Genomic DNA, 20093 nt, shown 5'->3' on the forward strand with positions numbered 1-20093 from the left:
TCTGTCCGATTTCTGTTCATCTACGAAGGAACCGTTGTATGGATAAAGTCTACGAGAGTGCCGATGCCGCCTTGCGCGGCGTCGTGGCCGACAATCAGATGATCGCCGTCGGCGGCTTCGGGCTGTGCGGCATCCCCGAGGCCCTGATCGCGGCCCTGCGGGACTCGGGCGTGCGCAATCTCACCTGCATCAGCAACAACGCCGGGGTCGACGGCTTCGGTCTGGGGCAGCTCCTGTCCACGCGCCAGATCACCAAGATGATCGCGTCCTACGTGGGCGAGAACAAGGAATTCGAGCGCCAGTACCTGGCGGGCGAACTGGAACTGGAATTCACGCCGCAGGGCACGCTGGCCGAAAAGCTGCGCGCCGGCGGCGCCGGCATCCCGGCGTTCTTCACCGCCACCGGCGTGGGCACCGTGGTGGCCGAGGGCAAGGAGACCCGCGAATTCGACGGCCGCACCTACATCATGGAACGCTCCCTGGTGCCGGACGTGTCCCTGGTCAAGGCCTGGAAGGCCGACCGCAGCGGCAACCTGAAATTCCGCCGCACGGCGCGCAACTTCAATCCCAACGTCGCCATGGCCGGCCGCATCACCATCGTCGAGGTCGAGGAAATCGTGCCCACCGGCACCTTCGATCCGGACGAAGTCCATCTGCCGGGGATCTACGTGCACCGCATCGTCCTGAACGCGCATCCCGAAAAGCGCATCGAACAACGCACCATTCGTCAATAAGGAGGCAGATCATGGCTTGGGATCGTGAACAGATGGCGGCGCGCGCCGCGCAGGAACTGCGGGACGGCTACTACGTCAACCTGGGCATCGGCCTGCCCACCAAGGTCGCCAACTACGTGCCGGAGGGCATGGAAGTCTGGCTGCAGTCGGAAAACGGCCTGCTGGGCATCGGCCCCTTCCCCACGGAAGACGAGGTCGACGCCGACCTGATCAACGCCGGCAAGCAGACCGTGACGACGCTGCCGGGTTCCTCGATCTTCGCCTCGGCGGATTCGTTCGCCATGATCCGCGGCGGCAAGATCAACCTGGCCATCCTGGGGGCCATGCAGGTGTCCGAAAAGGGCGACCTGGCCAACTGGATGATTCCCGGCAAGATGATCAAGGGCATGGGCGGCGCCATGGACCTGGTGGCCGGCGTGGGCAAGGTCGTGGTGCTGATGGAGCACGTCGCCCGCGCCAAGGACGGCACCGAATCCCAGAAGCTGCTGCCCGCGTGCACGCTGCCGCTGACCGGGGTGGGCGTGGTGAATCTCATCATCACCGACCTGGGCGTGATGGAAGTCACCGACGACGGCCTGCGCCTGACCGAACTGGCCCCGGGCGTGACGGTGGACGAGATCCGCGCCAAGACGTCCGCCAAGCTGGACGTGTCCGCCGTCGCCTAGGGAGGTTCTGAACACGTTTCCGCTCGACGCATTCAGACCTTCCCCGAGGAAATCGCCGTGACCCTGCCGCACCCCCTGGAGACGCCCGCCGATCGCATCGCCGCCCTGCGCGGCCGGCTGGCGCAGTCGGGCCTGAGCGCCTGCCTGGTGCCGACCGCCGATCCGCACCTGTCGGAATACCTGCCGGACCATTGGGCCGCGCGCGCCTGGCTGTCGGGCTTCGACGGTTCGGCGGGCAGCCTGCTGGTCACGGCGGACTTCGCCGGCCTGTGGACCGACAGCCGCTACTGGGTCCAGGCCGAAGCCCAGCTGCGGGGTTCCGGCATCGTCCTGATGCGGGCCGGCGCGCCCGACGTGCCGGATCCGCTGGACTGGGTCCTGGCGCATCTGGCGCGCGGCGGCCGGGTGGCGGCCGACGGCCGGGTGCTGGACCTGGCGGCGGAAAGCCGCTGGCGCGCGGCCCTGGACGAGGCCGGCCTGGCGCTGGTGCTGGACCAGGACCCGGTCGGCGCGATCTGGGCGCAGCGCCCGGCCCTGCCCGAGGCCCCGGTCTTCGAGCACCTGCCGCCGTACGCCTGCCGCGCGCGGGCCGGCAATCTCGCCGCCGTGCGGGCCGCCATGCGCGAACACGGCGCGGCCTGGCACCTGCTGTCCTCGCTGGACGACATCGCCTGGCTGCTGAACCTGCGCGGCGCCGACGTGGACTACAACCCGGTCTTCCTCGCGCACGCGCTGCTGGACGCGGATCGGGCGCGCCTGTATGTGGCGCCCGGCAAGATCGACGCCGCGCTGGCCGCCCGCCTGGCGGCCGACGGGGTGGAACTGCGCGACTACGCCGCGCTGGCCGCCGACCTGGCGGCCCTGCCAGCCGGCGCCGCGCTGCTGGTGGATCCGGCGCGGGTCACGGCGGGCACGCTGTCGCACGCGCCCCAGGCGCGGCGCATCGAGGCCATCAATCCGTCCCAGCTGCTGAAATCCGTCAAGAACGCCGCCGAGGCCGACCACATCCGGGCCGCCATGGCCCAGGACGGCGCCGCCCTGTGCGAATTCTTCGCCTGGTTCGAGGCCGCCCTGGCGGCGGGCGAGCGCATTACCGAGATCGACGTCGATGTTCATCTGTCGGCGGCGCGCGCCCGGCGCCCGGGCTTCGTCAGCCTCAGCTTCGCCACCATCGCCGGCTTCAACGCCAACGGCGCCATGCCGCACTACCGCGCCACCGAATCGTCCCACGCCGTCATCCAGGGCGACGGCCTGCTGCTGATCGATTCCGGCGGGCAGTACCTGGGCGGCACCACCGACATCACCCGGGTCGTGCCCATCGGCACGCCCTCGGACGAGCAGCGCGCCGACACCACCACCGTGCTGCAGGCCCACATCGCCCTGGCGCGGGCGCGCTTCCCGGAAGACACGCCGTCCTCCGTGCTCGACACCCTGGCGCGCATGCCGCTGTGGCGCCGGGGCCTGGACTACGGCCACGGCACCGGCCACGGCGTGGGCTATTTCCTCAACGTTCACGAAGGCCCGCAGACGATTTCCGTGCGCGGCCACGCGCGCCCCCACCAGGGCATGAAGGCCGGCATGCTGACGTCCAACGAACCCGGCCTGTACCGCGACGGCCGGTGGGGCATCCGCATCGAGAACCTGGTGCTGGCCGTCCCGGCCGGGCGGAGCGAATTCGGCGCCTTCCTGGAATTCGAGACCGTCACCCTGTGCCCCATCGACACGCGCTGCGTGATGCGCGAACGGCTGTCCGCCGACGAGATCGCGTGGCTGGACGCCTACCACGCCCGCGTGCGCGAGCGCCTGCTGCCCCTGGTGGACGGCGCGGCGCGCGACTGGCTGCTGGCGCGCACCGAAGCGCTGTAGTCCGGCCGGGCCGTGGCGGCGCCGCCGTCGCGGAAGACCGCTCCGGGATCCGAGGCCGGCGGCGCCGCGGCGCGCGGGTCCGCCCTACGCCAGCCAGCGCCCGAACCAGGCGAGGGTGCGGCTCCAGGCCAGTTCGGCCGCGTCCTTGTCGTAGCGCGGGGTCGAGTCGTTGTGGAAGCCGTGGTTCACGTCCGGGTAGATGTGGGCCTCGTAGGTCTTGCCGTTGGCCTTCAGCGCGGCCTCGTAGGCCGGCCAGCCGGCGTTCACCCGGCTGTCCAGGCCGGCGTAGTGCAGCAGCAGGGGCGCCCGGATCCGGGGCACGTCCCCGGGGCGCGGCTGCATGCCGTAGAACGGCACGGCCGCCGCCAGCTCGGGATAGGCGACGGCGGCCGCGTTGGCCACGCCCCCGCCATAGCAGAAGCCGACGATGCCGACCTTGCCGGTCGAGCCGGCCACGGTGGGCAGGAATTCGATCGCGGCGAAGAAATCGTTCATCAGCTTTTCCGGATCGACCTGCTGCTGCAGCTCGCGGCCCTGGTCGTCGTTGCCGGGATAGCCGCCCTTGGACGTGAGGCCGTCGGGCGCCAGCGCCATGAAGCCGGCCTTCGCCAGGCGCCGGGCGACGTCCTCGATGTAGGGGTTCAGGCCGCGGTTCTCGTGGACCACCACGACGCCGGGCACGTCGCCCGCCGCCTTGGCCGGCCGCACCAGGTAGGCGCGCACCGTGCCGTTGCCCCTGGGCGAGGAATAGGCCAGGTATTCGGCGTGGATGTCCGGATCGGTGAAGGACACCTGCTCGGCCAGCGCGTAATCGGGCGACAGCGCGGCCAGGATGGAGGCCGCGCCCACGGTGCCGACGGCGTAGCGGGACGCGCGGTTGAGGAATTCGCGCCGGTCGATCAGGCCGTGCGCGTAGAAATCGTAGAGTTCCAGCAGTTCCGGCGCGAAGTCCTTGGCGGTGAGTCTGGACATGGCGTCCTCCCGGGGCGTGCATGATGGGGACGGAATCATGGTAGGCGAGAGGCGGCGTGGCGGTAAAGTGTCGACTGGATACAGTCCCTGCGTCCGGTGCCGGACCCGGACGCCGCCCACGGAAGCCGGACTCGCAAGCCCGACGCATCAGCCGGGCTGGCAAGCCGGAATCGGGCGCCGAGTCGGCCCCGAAGGACTGGCTGTCGCCCGGGACCGAGCGGTTATAATCCAAATTTCCCGCTGCGCCCGTCCACACCGGGCACCTATGAAATGACCAAATACGTATTCGTCACGGGGGGAGTGGTCTCCTCCCTGGGCAAGGGCATTGCCGCGGCGTCGCTTGCCGCGATCCTCGAATCCCGCGGGCTGCGGGTCACGATGCTGAAGCTGGATCCCTACATCAACGTGGATCCGGGCACCATGAGCCCCTTCCAGCACGGCGAGGTCTTCGTCACCGAGGACGGCGCGGAAACCGACCTGGACCTGGGCCACTACGAGCGCTTCGTGTCCGCCCGGATGCACAAGGTCAACAACTTCACCACCGGCCAGATCTACGAATCGGTGCTGCGCAAGGAACGGCGGGGCGACTATCTGGGCAAGACCGTGCAGGTCATCCCCCACATCACCAACGAGATCCAGGACTTCATCGCCCGCGGCGCCAAGGCGGCCTTCGACGGCCAGGCCGACGTGGCCATCGTGGAGATCGGCGGCACGGTGGGCGACATCGAATCGCTGCCCTTCCTGGAAGCCGCGCGCCAGATGAGCCTGCGCCTGGGCCGCAACCAGTGCGCCTTCGTGCACCTGACGCTGGTGCCCTTCATCGCCTCGGCGGGCGAACTCAAGACCAAGCCGACCCAGCACTCGGTGCAGAAGCTGCGGGAAATCGGCATCTACCCCAACGCCCTGCTGTGCCGCGCCGACCGGCCCGTGCCCGACGACGAGCGCGCCAAGATCTCGCTGTTCTCGAACGTGCCCCTGGACGCGGTGATCTCGGTCTGGGACGCGGACTCGATCTACAAGATTCCCGCCATGCTGCACCAGCAGGGTCTGGACAGCCTGGTCTGCGACGCGCTGGCCCTGACCCCGCCGCCGGCCGACCTGACGGTCTGGGACCGCCTGGTGCACGACCTGGAAAACCCCCGCGAATCCGTCACCATCGGCATGGTGGGCAAGTACGTCGACCTGACCGAATCCTACAAGTCCCTGTCCGAGGCCCTGGTCCACGCGGGCATCCACACGCACGCCCGCGTCAACATCGAATACCTGGATTCCGAGGAAATCGAGACCCAGGGCACCGGCTGCCTGGTCGGACTGGACGCCATCCTGGTGCCGGGCGGCTTCGGCAAGCGCGGCACCGAAGGCAAGATCAAGGCCATCCGCTACGCCCGCGAGCACGGCATCCCCTACCTGGGCATCTGCCTGGGCATGCAATTGGCCGTGGTGGAATTCGCCCGCCACGTCGCCGGCCTGGGCGGGGCCAACAGCACCGAATTCGATCCCTCGGCGGCCCACCCGGTGGTGGCCCTGATCACCGAATGGCAGGACCGCGAGGGCCGGGTCGAGCGGCGCGACGCCTCTTCCGACCTGGGCGGCACGATGCGCAAGGGCGCCCAGCGCTGCCCCGTCAAGCCGGGCACCCGCGCCTTTGAGATCTACGGTCCGGAGGTCAACGAGCGCCACCGCCACCGCTACGAGGTCAACAACGTCTACGTCCATCGCCTGGAAGAGTCCGGCCTGGTGATCAGCGCCCGCACGCCCACCGAAAACCTGCCGGAAATCATGGAGATTCCCTCGCATCCGTGGTTCATGGGCGTGCAGTTCCACCCGGAATTCACCTCCACCCCGCGCGACGGGCATCCGCTGTTCACCAGCTACATCCAGGCCGCGCTGGCCCACCAGCGGCGCCAGGCGGAAAAGTCCGGCTCGGAAAAGTCCGGCTCGGAACAGCCCCAGGCGCAGAAGGCCTGAGCCCGGCCGCACCGTTCAAGGAGCCTCCCATGCAGCTGTGTCACTTCCAGGCCGGCATCGACCATCCCCTGTTCCTGATCGCCGGGCCCTGCGTCATCGAGTCGCGCGAGCTGGCCTTCGAGACGGCCGGCATCCTGCAGGAAATGACCCGGGCGCTGGGGATTCCCTTCATCTACAAGAGCTCCTTCGACAAGGCCAACCGCAGCTCCGGCGCCTCGTTCCGCGGCCCGGGCATGGACGAAGGCCTGAAGATCCTGGACGACGTGCGCCGCCAGCTCGGCGTGCCGGTGCTGACCGACGTGCACGAGACCGGCCAGGTGCGCGAGGTCGCGGCCGTGGTCGACGTGCTGCAGACGCCGGCCTTCCTGTGCCGCCAGACCGACTTCATCCAGGCCTGCGCGGCGACGCTGAAACCCGTCAACATCAAGAAAGGCCAGTTCCTGGCGCCGGAAGACATGGTCCAGGTCGTGTCCAAGGCGCGCGCCGCGGCCCTGGAGGCGGGCGGCGACGGCGGCAACATCCTGGTCTGCGAGCGCGGCGCGTCCTTCGGCTACCACAATCTGGTGTCGGACATGCGCTCGCTGGCCATCATGCGCGGCACCGGCTGCCCGGTGGTGTTCGACGCCACGCACTCGGTCCAGCTGCCGGGCGGACAGGGCACGCATTCCGGCGGCCAGCGCGAATTCGTGCCGGTACTGGCGCGGGCGGCCGTGGCGGCCGGCGTGGCGGGGGTGTTCATGGAAACCCACCCGAACCCCGACCAGGCCCTGTCCGACGGCCCCAACGCCGTGCCGCTGGACCGGATGCGCGGCCTGCTGGCCTGCCTGGCCGAGCTGGACCGCTGCGTCAAGCAGTCCGGCGCGCTGCGCGACGGCGGCCTGTGAAGCCGCCGGCAGGGCGAAATAGTCGTTATAAACGCCGTCGTGTGCGGCCGGCCGGCGCCCCGGGGTAGACTGGCTGCGCGAGCATCCCGTTAAAATGGCGGGATTCCCATTTTCACCCACCCCCTACACAGGCAGGACTGTCAGACCATGAGTGCAATCGTAGACATCATCGGACGCGAAATCCTCGATTCGCGCGGCAACCCCACCGTGGAATGCGACGTGCTGCTCGAATCGGGCGCCATGGGGCGGGCGGCGGTGCCCTCCGGCGCGTCCACCGGTTCGCGCGAGGCCATCGAACTGCGCGACGGCGACAAGTCCCGCTATCTGGGCAAGGGCGTGCTGCGCGCCGTCGAGCACGTCAACACCGAGATCTCCGAGGCCCTGATGGGCCTGGACGCGCAGGAACAGACCTTCATCGACCGCACCCTGATCGACCTGGACGGCACGGAAGACAAGAGCCGCCTGGGCGCCAACGCGATCCTGGCCGCCAGCATGGCGGTGGCCCGCGCGGCCGCCGACGACGCCGGCCTGTCGCTGTACCGCTATTTCGGCGGCAGCGGCCCCATGCAGATGCCGGTGCCGATGATGAACGTCATCAACGGCGGCGCGCACGCCAACAACACCCTGGACCTGCAGGAATTCATGATCCTGCCGGTGGGCGCCTCCAGCTTCCGCGAGGCCCTGCGCATGGGGGCGGAAGTCTTCCACGCCCTGAAGAAGATCATCGGCGCCAGCGGCATGTCCACGGCGGTCGGCGACGAGGGCGGCTTCGCCCCCAACGTGGCCAACCACGAGGCCGCGATCGAGCTGATCCTGAAGGCCATCGGCGAGGCCGGCTACGAGGCCGGCTCCCAGGTGGTGCTGGGCCTGGACTGCGCCAGTTCCGAGTTCTACCGCGACGGCAAGTACCACCTGGCCGGCGAAGGCGGCATCGCCCTGGGCTCGCAGGACTTCGCCAACCTGCTGGCGTCCTGGTGCGACAAGTACCCCATCGTCACCATCGAGGACGGCATGGCCGAGGACGACTGGGAAGGCTGGAAGCTGCTGACCGAACAACTGGGCCGCAAGGTGCAGCTGGTGGGCGACGACCTGTTCGTCACCAACACGAAGATCCTGCAGAAGGGCATCCAGCAGGGCATCGCCAATTCGATCCTCATCAAGATCAACCAGATCGGCACCCTGACGGAAACCTTCGCCGCCATCGAAATGGCCAAGCGCGCCGGCTACACCGCGGTGATCTCGCACCGGTCCGGCGAAACGGAAGACTCCACCATCGCCGACATCGCCGTGGCCACCAACGCCATGCAGATCAAGACCGGCTCCCTGTCGCGTTCCGACCGCATGGCGAAGTACAACCAGCTGCTGCGCATCGAGGAAGAGCTGGCCGAGGTCGCCTCCTATCCCGGCGTGTCGGCCTTCTACAACCTGCGCTGACCCGCGCCTCGCGCCCATGCGCCTGCTGAGCCTCGTCCTGCTGGCCCTGACCCTGGCGACACAGTATCCGCTGTGGTGGGGCAAGGGCGGCTGGCTCAGCCTGCGCGACCTGCAGGCGCAGGTGCAGGCGGAGACCGAGGAAAACGAGGCCCTGACCGCGCGCAACAATGCTCTGCAGGCCGAGGTCCAGGATCTCAAGACCGGGATCTCGGCGATCGAGGAGCGCGCCCGCAGCGAATTGAACATGATCCGCGAGGGCGAGTACTTCGTCCAGATCCTGCCCCGGCAGTGAGGGGGCGGGCCGCGGCCGGGGTGCGCAGGCCGCGCCGCCGGCGGGCCGGCCGCCCCTTCCGGCGCGCAGGTTTCAGGGCGCGGGTTTCAGGGCGCGGGCGCGCAGGCCTCGGGTCCGGGCCCATCCCCGTTCACGTCCCCATCCGCCGCCGCCTCGTCGGCCGGAGCCGTCTCCGCCGCGGGCGGGTTTCCCACGTCTTCCGCATCCCCGCCCGGCACCGCACTGCCGGGGGCCGAGGCCGGGGCGGGGGCCGCACCCCGTGTCACCCGTCCGTCGGCCAGGTCCGTCCAGGCGGCCGGGTGCGACTGCATGGCGACGCTCACCCGGCGGCGGAAGGGCAGGTAGCCCGCCGCCATCAGGCGGGCCTGGTCGGGGTCGCCGGCCAGGGGCGCCAGGGCGCGTACGATGGCCGCCGTGCCCGGCACCAGGGGGCGGTGCGGCCACCACAGTTCCAGCACCAGCGTATTGGCTTCGTGGATGGTGAGGCCGGAGCGGGGGCCGCGTCCTTCCGGCCAGCCCTGGGCCAGCCGGCGGGCCTGCTGCAGCGCCTGGTAGTCGTTGCGGATGAGCGGCTGGCCGGGATGGTCGCGTGGCCCCCGCAGGGCGGGATCGGCGTGGTCCAGGAAGGCCTCGGGGCTTGGCCGCGCGATGCGGATGCGCCAGGGCGCGCCCAGGGCGGCCCGGCGTTCGCGCAGGGCGCGGGCGGCGGCGCGCGGATCGGGGTAGGCCATGCGCAGGCCGTGCTCGAAGGCCTGGGCGATGGCCTGCGGCCGCGCCTGGCGCGTGGCGCCCGCCCGGGCGGCCTCCATCAGGGCCAGGCTGAGCGTCTGGCGCAGGCCCGACCAGTGGGCGGCCTCGACGCCGCCCAGCCCCAGCGTCAGGATCGGGATGGACGCCAGCAGGAAACCGGCCGCGCCCGCGCCGCGCTGGCGGTGGCCGGCGGCGCGGGAGACGGGCACGGGCACGGGCGCCGGCGCGCGCCGCGTGCGGACGGGCGGGAGGCGGAGCGGCGCGGAAGCGGCATGGCATGGATTCGGCATGCGGGACAGTATGCGGCCCGTCCGGCGGCCCCGCCAGTGGGACAATTACGCCGTGACCGGGATGTCACGCGCGGCGCCGTCCGGTTGCGCTCCTGCCGGTGCCGTCCGGTCCAGCTCCTGCCGGCGCCGCCCGCTCCAGGTTCTGCCGGTGCCGTCCGGCCCGGGCCTTGCCGGTGCAATCCGGGCCGGGCCTGGCCTTACTGCAGCGTGTCCGAGCCAGGCGCCTGCAGGGAGCCGCCGGCGTCGGTGAACAGGGCGGCGCAATCCACCGCGTCGAAATCGTAGGGCCGGCCGCAGAAGTTGCAGGCGATGTGCACGTGGCCCTGCTCGGCCAGGATGTCCTCGACTTCCCCGCGTCCCAGGGTGCGCAGCATGGCGGCGACGCGCTCGCGGCTGCAGGGGCAGTGCCAGCGTACCGACCGCTCCGGAAAGACCAGCAGGTCGTCCTCCCAGAAGAGGCGGCGGATGAGCGTGTCGGTGTCGGTCGTGCGCAGTTCCTCGCGGCCCAGCGTATCGGCCACGGTGGCGCAGTGTTCCCAGGACGCTTCGGCGGCGTCGGACCGTTCCTGCGCGCCGGCGGGGCCGGCCTCGCCCGGCATGCGCTGCAGCAGCAGTCCGGCGCAGACCTGGGCGTCGGCGGCGAGCCAGAGCCGGGTGTCCAGTTGCTCCGAATGCTTCATGTAGTGCTCCAGGACGGCGGCGACCGTGTCGCCTTCCAGCGGCACGATGCCCTGGTAGGCGGCGGCGCCCGCCTGGCGGTTCGCGGGATCGAGCATCACCATGAAGCGGCCCTGGCCGTCGGCGTTGAGCAGGTCCTGCAGGGTGGCGTCGGCGGGCGGCGCGGCGTCGTCGCGCAGGTGCGCCGTGGCACGCAGGTCCAGGGTCGAGGTGCATTCGACCATGATGAGACGCACCGGGCCGTTGCCCTGCAGCTGCAGCACCACCGAGCCGTCGAACTTGATGTTGCCCGCCAGCAGGGCGCTGGCGGCGGCCAGTTCGCCCAGCAGGCCGACGAGGACCGGGGGCAGGTCCTGGTGGGCCAGCCCGGTGCGCCAGGCCTGGGTCAGGCGCAGGGCCTGGATGCGGGTGCCGCGGTCGGCGGTCAGGTATTTTTTCAGGATGTCGCTCATGCGGGGATTCCGGAGGCGCGCGGCCGGGCGGGATTCAGGCGGCGGAGGCGGCGGGGCGCAGGTCGCGCAGTTCGGTGCCCAGCAGCCGGTCGTGCAGGAACTGGCCCTGGGGGTCGATCCAGGTCCAGAGGAAGATCGAGAACGGCGCGCAGACGATCAGCAGGTCGAAGGAGACCCAGCCGGTGGCGCGCGACAGCCCGGCGATCGCCAGGGCGAAGAGCAGCGGCACCGGCCACAGCAGCAGGTAGCGCAGCAGCATGCGCGAGCCCCGCAGGGGCAGGCCGCCCCGGTCCGTGAGGCGGATGTTCCAGGTCTTCATCGGCAGGGTCTGGCCGCCGCGCCGCCAGCAGGCGATGAAGTAGACGCCGATGGCCAGGAAGAGGAACGCCTGGCGGCCATGGCGCAGCATCAGGCCGCTGCGGCTCTGGGTCAGGGTGTCGAACAGGTAGCCCGCGAGAAACACCACGCCAAAGAGCAGCACGCCTTCGTACATCATGCAGGCGAAGCGGCGCAGGCGCGGGGGAGCGGCGGGGACGGCCGGTGCGGGATCGGACATGTGCGGCGGATGGGCTTGAAAACCGCTCATTATCGCTGAATTCGCCGCGGGGCATGGCCGGGCGGAAATGACACCGGGCGAAAATGACCGGAGGAAGACCCGTTCAGCCCAACCCCGCCGGCGAACCTACGCCGGCTGAAACCTGGCCGGGCAAAACCGCACCGGGCAAAGCCGTACCGGACAAAAGACGAGGGCCGCCCGATGGGGCGGCCCTGGGATCCGGCCGGAGGGGATCAGTGGGCGGTGCGGACCGAGTGGTGCACGCGGCCTTCGGGGGCCTTGAAGAAGCTCGCGACCTTGTGGAACATCTGCTTGATGGCGTGGTCCAGGGCGTATTCCTGTTGGGCGTTGATGGCTTCTTCCAACAGCTGGCGCTCCAGGGCGTCGGTCAGGCGGATGTCGGTGTTCTGCAGGGTCTTCATAGCAAGCCTCTTTGCTTGAGAAAGAGCGTTTCGCTCGGGTTAACCCTATTATAGGGAAAACCCTAGGTTCTATGCAAGTCCCTGGCCCGGATCGCCGGCCGGCCCCGCGATCCCCGTGGCGAAAAGCCTACGCCTTGTCCCGGTAGCCCGCCGCCACCAGCTCGAACTGGAACAGGCGGCAGTCCAGGGCGCCGTTGTGCAGCGGGTGGCGCCGCCGGGCCTTGAGCCGCATCCGCGACGGCAGGTCGAGGTCGCTGGTGATGACGTTGAGCTGCCAGCCGCCGTAGTGGCGCTTCAGCCAGCTCGCCCATTCGGGCCACAGGTCGCCGTCCTCGTCCGCCAGCCGTTCGCCGTAGGGCGGGTTGGTGACGATCCAGCCGGCCGGCGCCGGGGGCGGCATCCGGCGCGCATCGCAGACCTCGAAGCGGATGGTGTCCGGGCTCAGGTGCGCGCGCTCGGCGTTGGCGCGCGCCGCCTCGATGGCGCCCGGGTGGATGTCGCAGCCCGCCAGGGGCTGCTCCAGGCGCGGCGCGATCCGCGCGCGGGCGTCTTCCTTCAGGTCGCGCCACAGACGGGCGTCGTGGGCGCGCAGCCGCTCGAAGCCGAAGGGCCGCCAGATGCCCGGCGGCACGCCCAGGGCGATCCAGGCGGCCTCGATCAGCAGGGTGCCGCTGCCGCAGAAGGGGTCGAGCAGGGGCGCGTCGGGCGGCCAGTCGGACAGGGCCAGCAGCCCCGCCGCCAGATTCTCGCGCAAGGGCGCCTCGCCCTTGTCGAGCCGCCAGCCGCGCTTGAACAGGGATTCTCCCGAGACGTCCAGGTACAGGGTGGCGTGGCGCTCGTCGAGGAACAGGTGGACGCGGGCGTCCGGGCGGACCGTGTCGATGTCGGGCCGTGCGCCCTCGCGCTCGCGCAGGCGGTCGCAGATGCCGTCCTTGGCGCGCAGGTTGCAGTATTGCAGGCTGCGCATGGGGCTGCGGACGGCCGAGGTGTCCACGCGCAGGGACTGTTCCGGACCGAACCAGCGCTCCCATTCGGTATCGCGCGCCAGGGCCAGGATGTCGTCCTCGTCGCGGACTGCGGCGTGGGCCACCTGGACCAGGATCCGGGTGGCCAGGCGCGAATACAGGTTGGCGCGCAGCACGCCGGACCAGTCCGCCTGGAAGTGGCAGCCGGCGCGCCCGGCGCGCACGGCCTCGTAGCCCAGGGCCTGGAGTTCCAGCGCGAGGGCTTCTTCCAGGCCGTGCGGGCAGGGCGCGAAGACCTCGAAGGTCTCGGCGCGGCGCGGCTGGCGCGGCGTGCGCGGCAGGCGCTGGATGCGCGGCCCGTCCGCGCCGGAGGCCTCCGGCACCGGGGCGACGTCCGCGTCACGGGGCGTGGAAGGCGGCGCATCGGGCGCCGGGCGCCGGGGCGGCCGGGCGTCCGGCCGGTCGGCGCCCGGTTTGCGCGGCCCGTCCGGATGGGGGCGGCCGGCGGCGGGCCTGTCCGCCCGGTCCCGTGCCGGCGCGCCGGATTTCGGACGCGGGGCGGAACGGGCGGCCGTACCGGAGCGGTCGGGGCGGTCGGTCGCCGCTTCCCGGGCCGGCCGCCGGGGGCCGGATCCGGTTCCGGCGGGGGCCTCGGTCCTGGTGGGGCGCGTCGTCCTGGCCGGAGCCTGCGCCCTGGCGCCGGCTTCCGCTTCGGCCTGCGGCCGGGTCTGCTGGGCGTGTTCGCGCAGGGCCGCCTGGCGCGCGCGGGCGCCCGAGCGCTTGCGGGGCTCCTCGTCCGCGCCGGCGCGGGCGGTGGGGGCGCCGGGCGCCTTTTTCTTCAGGCTGAGGGTCTTGCGTGTCGTGGAATCGTTCATCGGCGATCAGAAGGGTTTGACGACCACCAGGATCAGGACCAGCAGCAGCAGCAGGACCGGAATTTCGTTGAACCAGCGGAAGTAGCGGTGGGAATGCCGGCTGGTGCCGGCGGTGAGGGCGCGCAGGTGGTGGCGGCAGGCCAGGTGGAAGACCAGCAGGCCGGCCACGGCCAGCAGCTTGGCGTGCATCCAGCCCTGGCCCCGGCCGATGCCGTAGCCCAGCCACAGCCACAGGCCCAGCGCCAGCGCCAGCGCGGCCAGCGGTGTCATGAAGCGGTACAGGCGCCGCGCCATGCCCAGCAGCGTGGCGCGCACGGTCGGGTCGCCCGCCTGGGCCAGGTTGACGTAGATGCGCGGCAGGTAGAACAGCCCGGCGAACCAGGACGTGACGAACAGGATGTGGAAGGCCTTGACCCAGAGCATGAGAATCCTTGCTATGACGATGGGATGCTCATCCCCGCAGCTGGCCTTCTCCGGTCAGCACCCATTTCTGGATGGTCAGGCCTTCGAGCCCGACCGGGCCGCGGGCGTGCAGGCGGTTGGTGGAAATGCCGATCTCCGCGCCCAGGCCGTATTCGTAGCCGTCGGCGAAGCAGGTGGGCAGGTTGACGTAGACCGAGCTGGAATCGACCTCGCGCTGGAAGCGCTGGGCGGCGGAGAGGTCCTCGGTGACGATGGACTCGGTGTGCTCGGAGCTGTAGCGCGCGATGTGGTCCATGGCCTCGTCCAGGGAGTCCACCACCCGCACGGCCAGGATGGGGGCGTGGAATTCCGTGGCCCAGTCGGCCTCCGTGGCCGGGACCGAGCCGGGCAGCAGGGCGGCGGCGCGCGGACAGGCGCGCAGTTCGACTCCCAGTTCGGCGAAGCGGGCGCCGGCGCGCGGCAGCCAGGCGGCGGCGACGTCCGCGTGCACCAGCAGGGTTTCCATGGCGCCGCAGATGCCGGTGCGGTAGGTCTTGGCGTTGACCGCGATGTCCAGGGCGCGGTCCGGGTCGGCGGCCTTGTCCACGTAGACGTGGCAGTTGCCTTCCAGGTGCTTGATCAGGGGCACGCGCGATTCGTCGGCCAGGCGGGCGATCAGGCCCTTGCCGCCGCGCGGGATGATGACGTCGATCCATTCCGGGTGGGTGATCATCTCGCCCACGGCGGCGCGGTCGGTGGTGTCCACGACCTGCACCGCGTGCGGCGGCAGGCCGGCGGCTTCCAGGCCCGCCTGGATGATCGCGCCCAGGGCGCGGTTGGAATGGAAGGCCTCGCTGCCGCCGCGCAGGATGGTGGCGTTGCCCGATTTGAGGCACAGGGCGGCGGCGTCGATGGTCACGTTGGGGCGGGATTCGTAGATGATGCCGATCACGCCCAGCGGCACGCGCATGCGCGCCACGCGCATGCCGTTGGGCCGGGTGGTGGTTTCGCTGAGGCTGCCGACGGGGTCGGGCATGGCGGCGATCTGGAGCAGGCCCTCGATCATCAGGTCCAGCGCCCGGTCGGACAGGCGCAGGCGGTCCATCATGGGGGCGTCCAGCCCGCGTTCGGCGGCGGCGCGCAGGTCGTGTTCGTTTTCGGCCTGCAGCCAGGCGCGGCGGGCGCGCAGGCCGTCGGCCATGGCGCGCAGAGCGGCGGCCTTGGCGGCGCCGGAGGCCGAGCGCAGGATGCGCGCCGCCTGGCGGGCCTGGCGGCCCAGGGTCTGCATGGAAAAGCCGGTGGTGGTGTCGTTCATGTCGTGTCCGTCAAAAAGCCCCCGCGCCGCGCCCGCGGAGCGCGTCCCGGGCGGGGCGCCTTCCGCCCGGGGGCGGCCCGGCGGCGGAAAGTCATCGTCGCGGCGATCCCGCGGTGGCGATGCGCATCACCAGCCGCTCCAGTTCGTCCCAGGGATCCTGCAGGCGTCCGGCGACCGGGATTCCCTTGATGATACGGTCGATTTCGTGGGCGTGGCGCAGGGCCGGGGCCCAGGCCGCCGCGGGCACCCGGGCCAGCGCCTGGCGCGCCAGCTTTTCGCGCGCGCCGAACAGGCGCTGGGCGCGCAGCGCGGCGTCCAGGCCGCTGCGGGCGTGGGGCGCCAGGCGCGCCAGGATGCGGATTTCCTCGCCGACGGCCCAGAGCACCAGCAGCAGGGCCTCGCCTTCGGCCTGCAGCCCGCGCAGCACGGTCAGCGCCCGGTCCGCCTGTCCCAGCAGCATGGCGTCGCGCAGATCGTAGAGATTGTAGCGGGCCACGTTCAGCACGGCGGCCTGGACCTGTTCCAGGCCGAGCGGCCCGGCGGGATGCAGCAGGGCGAGCTTCTGGATTTCCTGATGGGCGGCCAGCAGGTTGCCTTCGACCTTGTCGGCCAGCCAGGCCAGCGTTTCGGCGTCGGCCGTGTGGCCCTGGCGTTCCAGGCGGGCGGCGATCCAGTCGGGCAGCGCCGTGCGCGGGATCGAGGGGATGTCGGTCCAGGCGGCGCCGGCCTTCAGGACCTGGACCCACTTGGCCTGCTGCGTGGCCCGGTCCAGCTGCGGCAGGCGGATCAGGATCCGCACGTCGGGCAGGTGTCCGTCGCCGGCCATCGCGGCCAGTTTCTGCAGGGTGTCGGCCCCGGTCTTGCCGGGCTTGCCGGTGGGCACGCTGATTTCCAGCAGGCGCAGGTCGCCGAACAGGGAGGTGTTCTGCGAGGCCGCCAGCGCCGTGCTCCAGTCGCTGCGGGCGTCCATCACCAGGTGGGTGCGCTCGGCGCAGCCCAGCCGGAGGGCGGCGGCGCGGTAGGCGTCGGCCGCCTCGGTGAGCAGCAGGATCTCGTCGCCGCTCAGGACCGTGCAGGCCGGCAGCTCGCCGGCGCCGGCATAGTGCTCGGTCAGGCGGTCCGCAGCCGAGGCGCGCGCCATGGCCTAGGGCCGGATCGGGGCCGGCCCGGCCGGCGGCGCGGCGTCGAGGACGGCGTCGTCGGGCATGGGCACGACGGGGCGCTCGGCGGCGTTGGCGTAGGCGGCGCGGACCTCGGGCGAACTCATGCGGCGCAGGATCTGGTCGATCAGGCTGTTGCGCATGTCCCTGAAGGTGCGCTCGATTTCGCCTTCCTTGGCCTGGACGATGCGGTCGTTGTAGGGCAGCTCGCGCACGCTGAGCAGGGTGGTGGGCGGCAGCAGCACGTGGCCGCCGCGGTCCAGCAGCTCGAACTGGAAGGCCAGGTTCAGCTCGTATTCCTCGACCCGGCCGTCGGCGTCCAGGGACAGCTGGCGCAGGTTCTGCGATTCGGAGGTCTGGTGCAGGTAGACGTCGGCGTCCTGGCGGCGGTCGGTGAAGCGGGTGCCGGGCGAGTTGGCCGTGATGGCGCGGCGCAGCCGGGCGCCGAATTCGGAATCCAGGTTGATGTTGGTGTAGATCGTCTGGAAGGGCAGCGGCGTGGCGCCCTTCAGGTGGAAGCCGCAGGCGCCCAGCACCAGCAGGGCGAGGCCGGCCAGGGCGAGGCGCAGGAGGCGCGGCAGGAAGGCGAAGGGAACCATGGGCATGTTGTGGCCTCAGCCGACGACGTTGACCAGCCGGCCCGGCACGACCACCACGCGCTTGGGCTCGCGGCCTTCGAGGAAGCGGGCGACGGCTTCGTGCGCCCGGGCCAGGGCCTCGATGGCGGGCCTGTCGGCTTCCTGGGGTACGTCGAGCTGGCCGCGGACCTTGCCGTTGACCTGCAGCACCAGCTCGACCGTGTCGGCGCGCAGGGCGGCTTCGTCCACCTGGGGCCAGGGGGCGTCGAGCAGGTCGCCCAGCGCGTCGGCCAGGCCCAGTTCGCGCCACAGCTGCCAGGTGACGTGCGGCACGACGGGGTACAGGACGCGCAGCAGGATGGAGGCGGATTCTGCCAGGGCCGGGCCGGACACGCCCGCCTGGGCGGCCGATTCCAGCGTGTTGAGCATCTTCATGGCCGTGGAGACCACGGTGTTGTACTGGATGCGCTGGTAGTCGTAGTCCGCCTGGCGCAGCAGGCCGTGGATCTGGCGGCGCAGGCCGGCGGCGGCCTCGTCCAGCGCGGCCCCGTCGAGGGGCACGGCGGCGTGCCGGCGGATGTCGTCGTGGTGGCCGTGGCAGAAGGCCCACAGGCGGCGCAGGAAGCGGTGCGCGCCCTCGACGCCGGAGTCCGACCATTCCAGGGTCTGCTCGGGGGGGCTGGCGAACATCACGAACAGGCGGGCGGTGTCGGCGCCCAGGCCGTCGATCAGGGACTGCGGATCGACGCCGTTGTTCTTGGACTTGGACATGGTGCCGATGCCGCCGTAGTCCACCGGCGAGCCGTCGGACTTCAGGCGCGCGCCGACGATGCCGCCCTTGTCGTCGGTGATGTTCTCCACCTGGTCGGGCCAGAAGTATTCGATGCCGCCGCGCGCGTTCTTGCGCGAATAGATGTGGTTGAGCACCATGCCCTGGCACAGCAGCCGCGTGAAGGGCTCGGAGAACTTCACCATGCCCAGGTCGCGCATCACCCGCGTCCAGAAGCGCGCGTACAGCAGGTGCAGCACGGCGTGCTCGATGCCGCCGATGTACTGGTCCATCGGCATCCAGTAGTCGTTGCGGGCGTCCACCATGGCCTGGTCGTTGCCCGGCGAGGTGTAGCGCATGAAATACCAGGACGAATCGATGAAGGTGTCCATGGTGTCGGTTTCGCGCCGCGCCGGCTTGCCGCAGGACGGGCAATGGCAGGACAGGAAGCCTTCGTGTTTCGCCAGCGGATTGCCGGTGCCGTCGGGCACGAGGTCCTCGGGCAGCACCACGGGCAGGTCCTTTTCGGGAACCGGGACCGGGCCGCAGTCGGGACAGTGGATGATGGGGATCGGGGTGCCCCAGTAGCGCTGGCGCGAAATGCCCCAGTCGCGCAGGCGCCAGGTGGTGCGCAGTTCGCCCAGGCCCTGGGCCTTCAGGTCGGCGGCCACGGCCTGGATGGCTTCGGCGGTGCTCAGGCCGTCGTACTTGCCGGACTGGACGGTGCGGCCGATCTGCTTGTCGGCGTACCAGTCCTGCCAGGCTTCGGTGGAATAGGTCTTGCCTTCGGCGGCGATGACCTGGCGGATGGGCAGGCCGTACTTGCGCGCGAAGGCGAAGTCGCGTTCGTCGTGGGCGGGCACGCCCATGACCGCGCCGTCGCCGTAGCTCATGAGGACGTAGTTGCCGACCCACACCGGCACGGGCTCGCCCGTGAGGGGGTGGATGACGGACAGGCCGGTGGGCAGGCCTTCCTTTTCGCGCGTGGCGAGTTCGGCTTCGGTGGTGCCGCCCTGGCGGCAGGCCTCGATGAAGGCGGCCAGCCCGGCGTTGCCGCGCGCGGCGTGGGCGGCCAGGGGATGTTCCGGCGCCACGGCGCAGAAGGTGACGCCCATGATGGTGTCGGCGCGCGTCGTGAAGACGTGCATCAGGCCGTCCTGGATCAGCCGGCCCTGCTCGTCGCGGATGTCGTGGCGGAAGGCGAAGCGCACGCCCTCGCTCTTGCCGATCCAGTTTTCCTGCATCAGGCGCACGCGTTCCGGCCAGCCGGGCAGGCCGTCCTTCAGGGTGTCGAGCAGTTCGTCGGCGTAGTCGGTGATGCGCAGGTAGTAGCCGGGGATCTCGCGTTTTTCGACCAGGGCGCCGGAGCGCCAGCCGCGGCCGTCGATGACCTGCTCGTTGGCGAGCACGGTCTGGTCCACCGGATCCCAGTTGACGACCTGGGTCTTGCGGTAGGCGATGCCCTTTTCCAGCATCTTCAGGAACAGCCACTGGTTCCATTTGTAGTAGGCCGGATCGCAGGCGCACATCTCGCGCGACCAGTCGATCGCCAGCCCCATCGCCTGCATCTGCTTCTTCATGTAGGCGATGTTGTCGTAGGTCCACTGGGCCGGGGGGACGCCGGACTTCATGGCGGCGTTTTCCGCCGGCATGCCGAAGGCGTCCCAGCCCATGGGCATGAGGACGTTGTATCCGCGCATGCGCAGCTGGCGGGTCATCATGTCGTTGATGGTGTAGTTGCGCACGTGACCCATGTGGAGCTTGCCGCTGGGGTAGGGCAGCATCGAGCAGGCGTAGAACTTGGGCTTGGGCGAGCCGTCCGCAAGGGTGGCGTGCTCGGTGACGCGGTAGACGTCGCCTGCGCGCCAGTGGGCCTGGGCTTCGGTTTCGACCTGGTTCGGGAGGTAGCGTTCCTGCATGGATCTGTCTGGGAAAGGGGAATGAAAAGGGCCAGCCCGACATTATAGAGGGTCTGTGTGTCTGGTCGGGACAGGCCCGCCCAGCCTGCCCCTGGAAGTGTCTTGGCGCGACAAAGAAAAATCCCCGCTCGCGGGCGGGGATTCGAG

General features: G+C 70.7%; 18 protein-coding genes. 7 read left to right on the plus strand and 11 right to left on the minus strand.

The genetic code is table 11. The annotated features are described in order from the left end of the window. Positions 1 to 38 precede the first annotated feature (38 nt). The 3 genes from BN940_RS05440 to BN940_RS05450 are packed head-to-tail and all read left to right on the plus strand — an operon-like array spanning position 39 to position 3265. Complete coding sequence (locus tag BN940_RS05440; protein WP_043680987.1) at positions 39 to 734, plus strand: CoA transferase subunit A; 696 nt, start codon at positions 39 to 41, stop codon at positions 732 to 734. 11 nt (positions 735 to 745) lie between these two features. Next, positions 746 to 1399 carry a CoA transferase subunit B gene (locus tag BN940_RS05445; protein WP_043680988.1) on the plus strand — a complete coding sequence of 218 codons (654 nt, stop codon included), beginning with the start codon at positions 746 to 748 and terminating at the stop codon, positions 1397 to 1399. A gap of 51 nt (positions 1400 to 1450) precedes the next feature. Next, positions 1451 to 3265: an aminopeptidase P family protein gene (locus tag BN940_RS05450; RefSeq protein ID WP_409360363.1), complete on the plus strand. Its 1815-nt coding sequence runs from the start codon at positions 1451 to 1453 to the stop codon at positions 3263 to 3265. Between the two features lie 84 nt (positions 3266 to 3349). Here the strand turns inward: BN940_RS05450 and yghX are convergent, their stop codons facing one another. Beyond that, positions 3350 to 4237 (minus strand): YghX family hydrolase, encoded by an 888-nt coding sequence (gene yghX / locus BN940_RS05455; RefSeq protein WP_043680991.1) that lies wholly within the window; start codon positions 4235 to 4237, stop codon positions 3350 to 3352. Positions 4238 to 4507: 270 nt separating this feature from the next. Here yghX and BN940_RS05460 point away from each other — a divergent pair, with 270 nt between their 5' ends. From BN940_RS05460 to ftsB, 4 genes are all read left to right on the plus strand, one after another. Further along, a complete protein-coding gene (locus tag BN940_RS05460; protein ID WP_052355632.1) occupies positions 4508 to 6205 on the plus strand; it encodes a CTP synthase in 1698 nt (565 codons plus the stop codon). A gap of 29 nt (positions 6206 to 6234) precedes the next feature. After that, positions 6235 to 7089: a 3-deoxy-8-phosphooctulonate synthase gene (gene kdsA / locus BN940_RS05465; protein ID WP_043680994.1), complete on the plus strand. Its 855-nt coding sequence runs from the start codon at positions 6235 to 6237 to the stop codon at positions 7087 to 7089. A gap of 147 nt (positions 7090 to 7236) precedes the next feature. Next, a complete protein-coding gene (gene eno, locus BN940_RS05470; protein WP_043680996.1) occupies positions 7237 to 8523 on the plus strand; it encodes a phosphopyruvate hydratase in 1287 nt (428 codons plus the stop codon). 16 nt (positions 8524 to 8539) lie between these two features. Beyond that, complete coding sequence (gene ftsB, locus BN940_RS05475) at positions 8540 to 8815, plus strand: cell division protein FtsB (protein WP_043680999.1); 276 nt, start codon at positions 8540 to 8542, stop codon at positions 8813 to 8815. Positions 8816 to 8901: 86 nt separating this feature from the next. On the opposite strand, the gene BN940_RS05480 is transcribed toward ftsB, so the two are convergent. The 10 genes from BN940_RS05480 to leuS all read right to left on the minus strand — a co-directional run bounded on the left by BN940_RS05480 (position 8902) and on the right by leuS (position 19946). Continuing rightward, on the minus strand, positions 8902 to 9774 hold the full coding sequence (locus BN940_RS05480; RefSeq protein WP_148304892.1) for a TadE/TadG family type IV pilus assembly protein: 873 nt from the start codon (positions 9772 to 9774) through the stop codon (positions 8902 to 8904). A gap of 278 nt (positions 9775 to 10052) precedes the next feature. Beyond that, a complete protein-coding gene (hslO, locus tag BN940_RS05485; RefSeq protein WP_043681001.1) occupies positions 10053 to 10985 on the minus strand; it encodes an Hsp33 family molecular chaperone HslO in 933 nt (310 codons plus the stop codon). 34 nt (positions 10986 to 11019) lie between these two features. Beyond that, positions 11020 to 11541, minus strand: a complete 522-nt coding sequence (locus BN940_RS05490) for an RDD family protein (protein ID WP_043681004.1) — start codon at positions 11539 to 11541, stop codon at positions 11020 to 11022. 233 nt (positions 11542 to 11774) lie between these two features. Further along, positions 11775 to 11963: a hypothetical protein gene (locus BN940_RS05495; protein WP_043681006.1), complete on the minus strand. Its 189-nt coding sequence runs from the start codon at positions 11961 to 11963 to the stop codon at positions 11775 to 11777. 127 nt (positions 11964 to 12090) lie between these two features. Beyond that, positions 12091 to 13803, minus strand: a complete 1713-nt coding sequence (locus tag BN940_RS05500; protein WP_043681009.1) for a THUMP domain-containing protein — start codon at positions 13801 to 13803, stop codon at positions 12091 to 12093. Between the two features lie 6 nt (positions 13804 to 13809). After that, a complete protein-coding gene (locus tag BN940_RS05505) occupies positions 13810 to 14226 on the minus strand; it encodes a CopD family protein (RefSeq protein ID WP_043681011.1) in 417 nt (138 codons plus the stop codon). Positions 14227 to 14254: 28 nt separating this feature from the next. Beyond that, positions 14255 to 15520, minus strand: a complete 1266-nt coding sequence (locus BN940_RS05510; RefSeq protein WP_043681012.1) for a glutamate-5-semialdehyde dehydrogenase — start codon at positions 15518 to 15520, stop codon at positions 14255 to 14257. Between the two features lie 91 nt (positions 15521 to 15611). After that, complete coding sequence (gene holA / locus BN940_RS05515) at positions 15612 to 16661, minus strand: DNA polymerase III subunit delta (RefSeq protein WP_043681015.1); 1050 nt, start codon at positions 16659 to 16661, stop codon at positions 15612 to 15614. Between the two features lie 3 nt (positions 16662 to 16664). Beyond that, entirely contained in the window at positions 16665 to 17285 is a 621-nt protein-coding gene (locus BN940_RS05520; RefSeq protein WP_242404274.1) for an LPS-assembly lipoprotein LptE, read from the minus strand. A 9-nt stretch (positions 17286 to 17294) separates the two neighbouring features. After that, on the minus strand, positions 17295 to 19946 hold the full coding sequence (gene leuS / locus BN940_RS05525; RefSeq protein ID WP_043681018.1) for a leucine--tRNA ligase: 2652 nt from the start codon (positions 19944 to 19946) through the stop codon (positions 17295 to 17297). Between the last annotated feature and the right edge of the window lie 147 nt (positions 19947 to 20093).

The organism is Castellaniella defragrans 65Phen (assembly GCF_000612685.1).
GTDB classification, from domain to species: domain Bacteria; phylum Pseudomonadota; class Gammaproteobacteria; order Burkholderiales; family Burkholderiaceae_B; genus Castellaniella; species Castellaniella defragrans.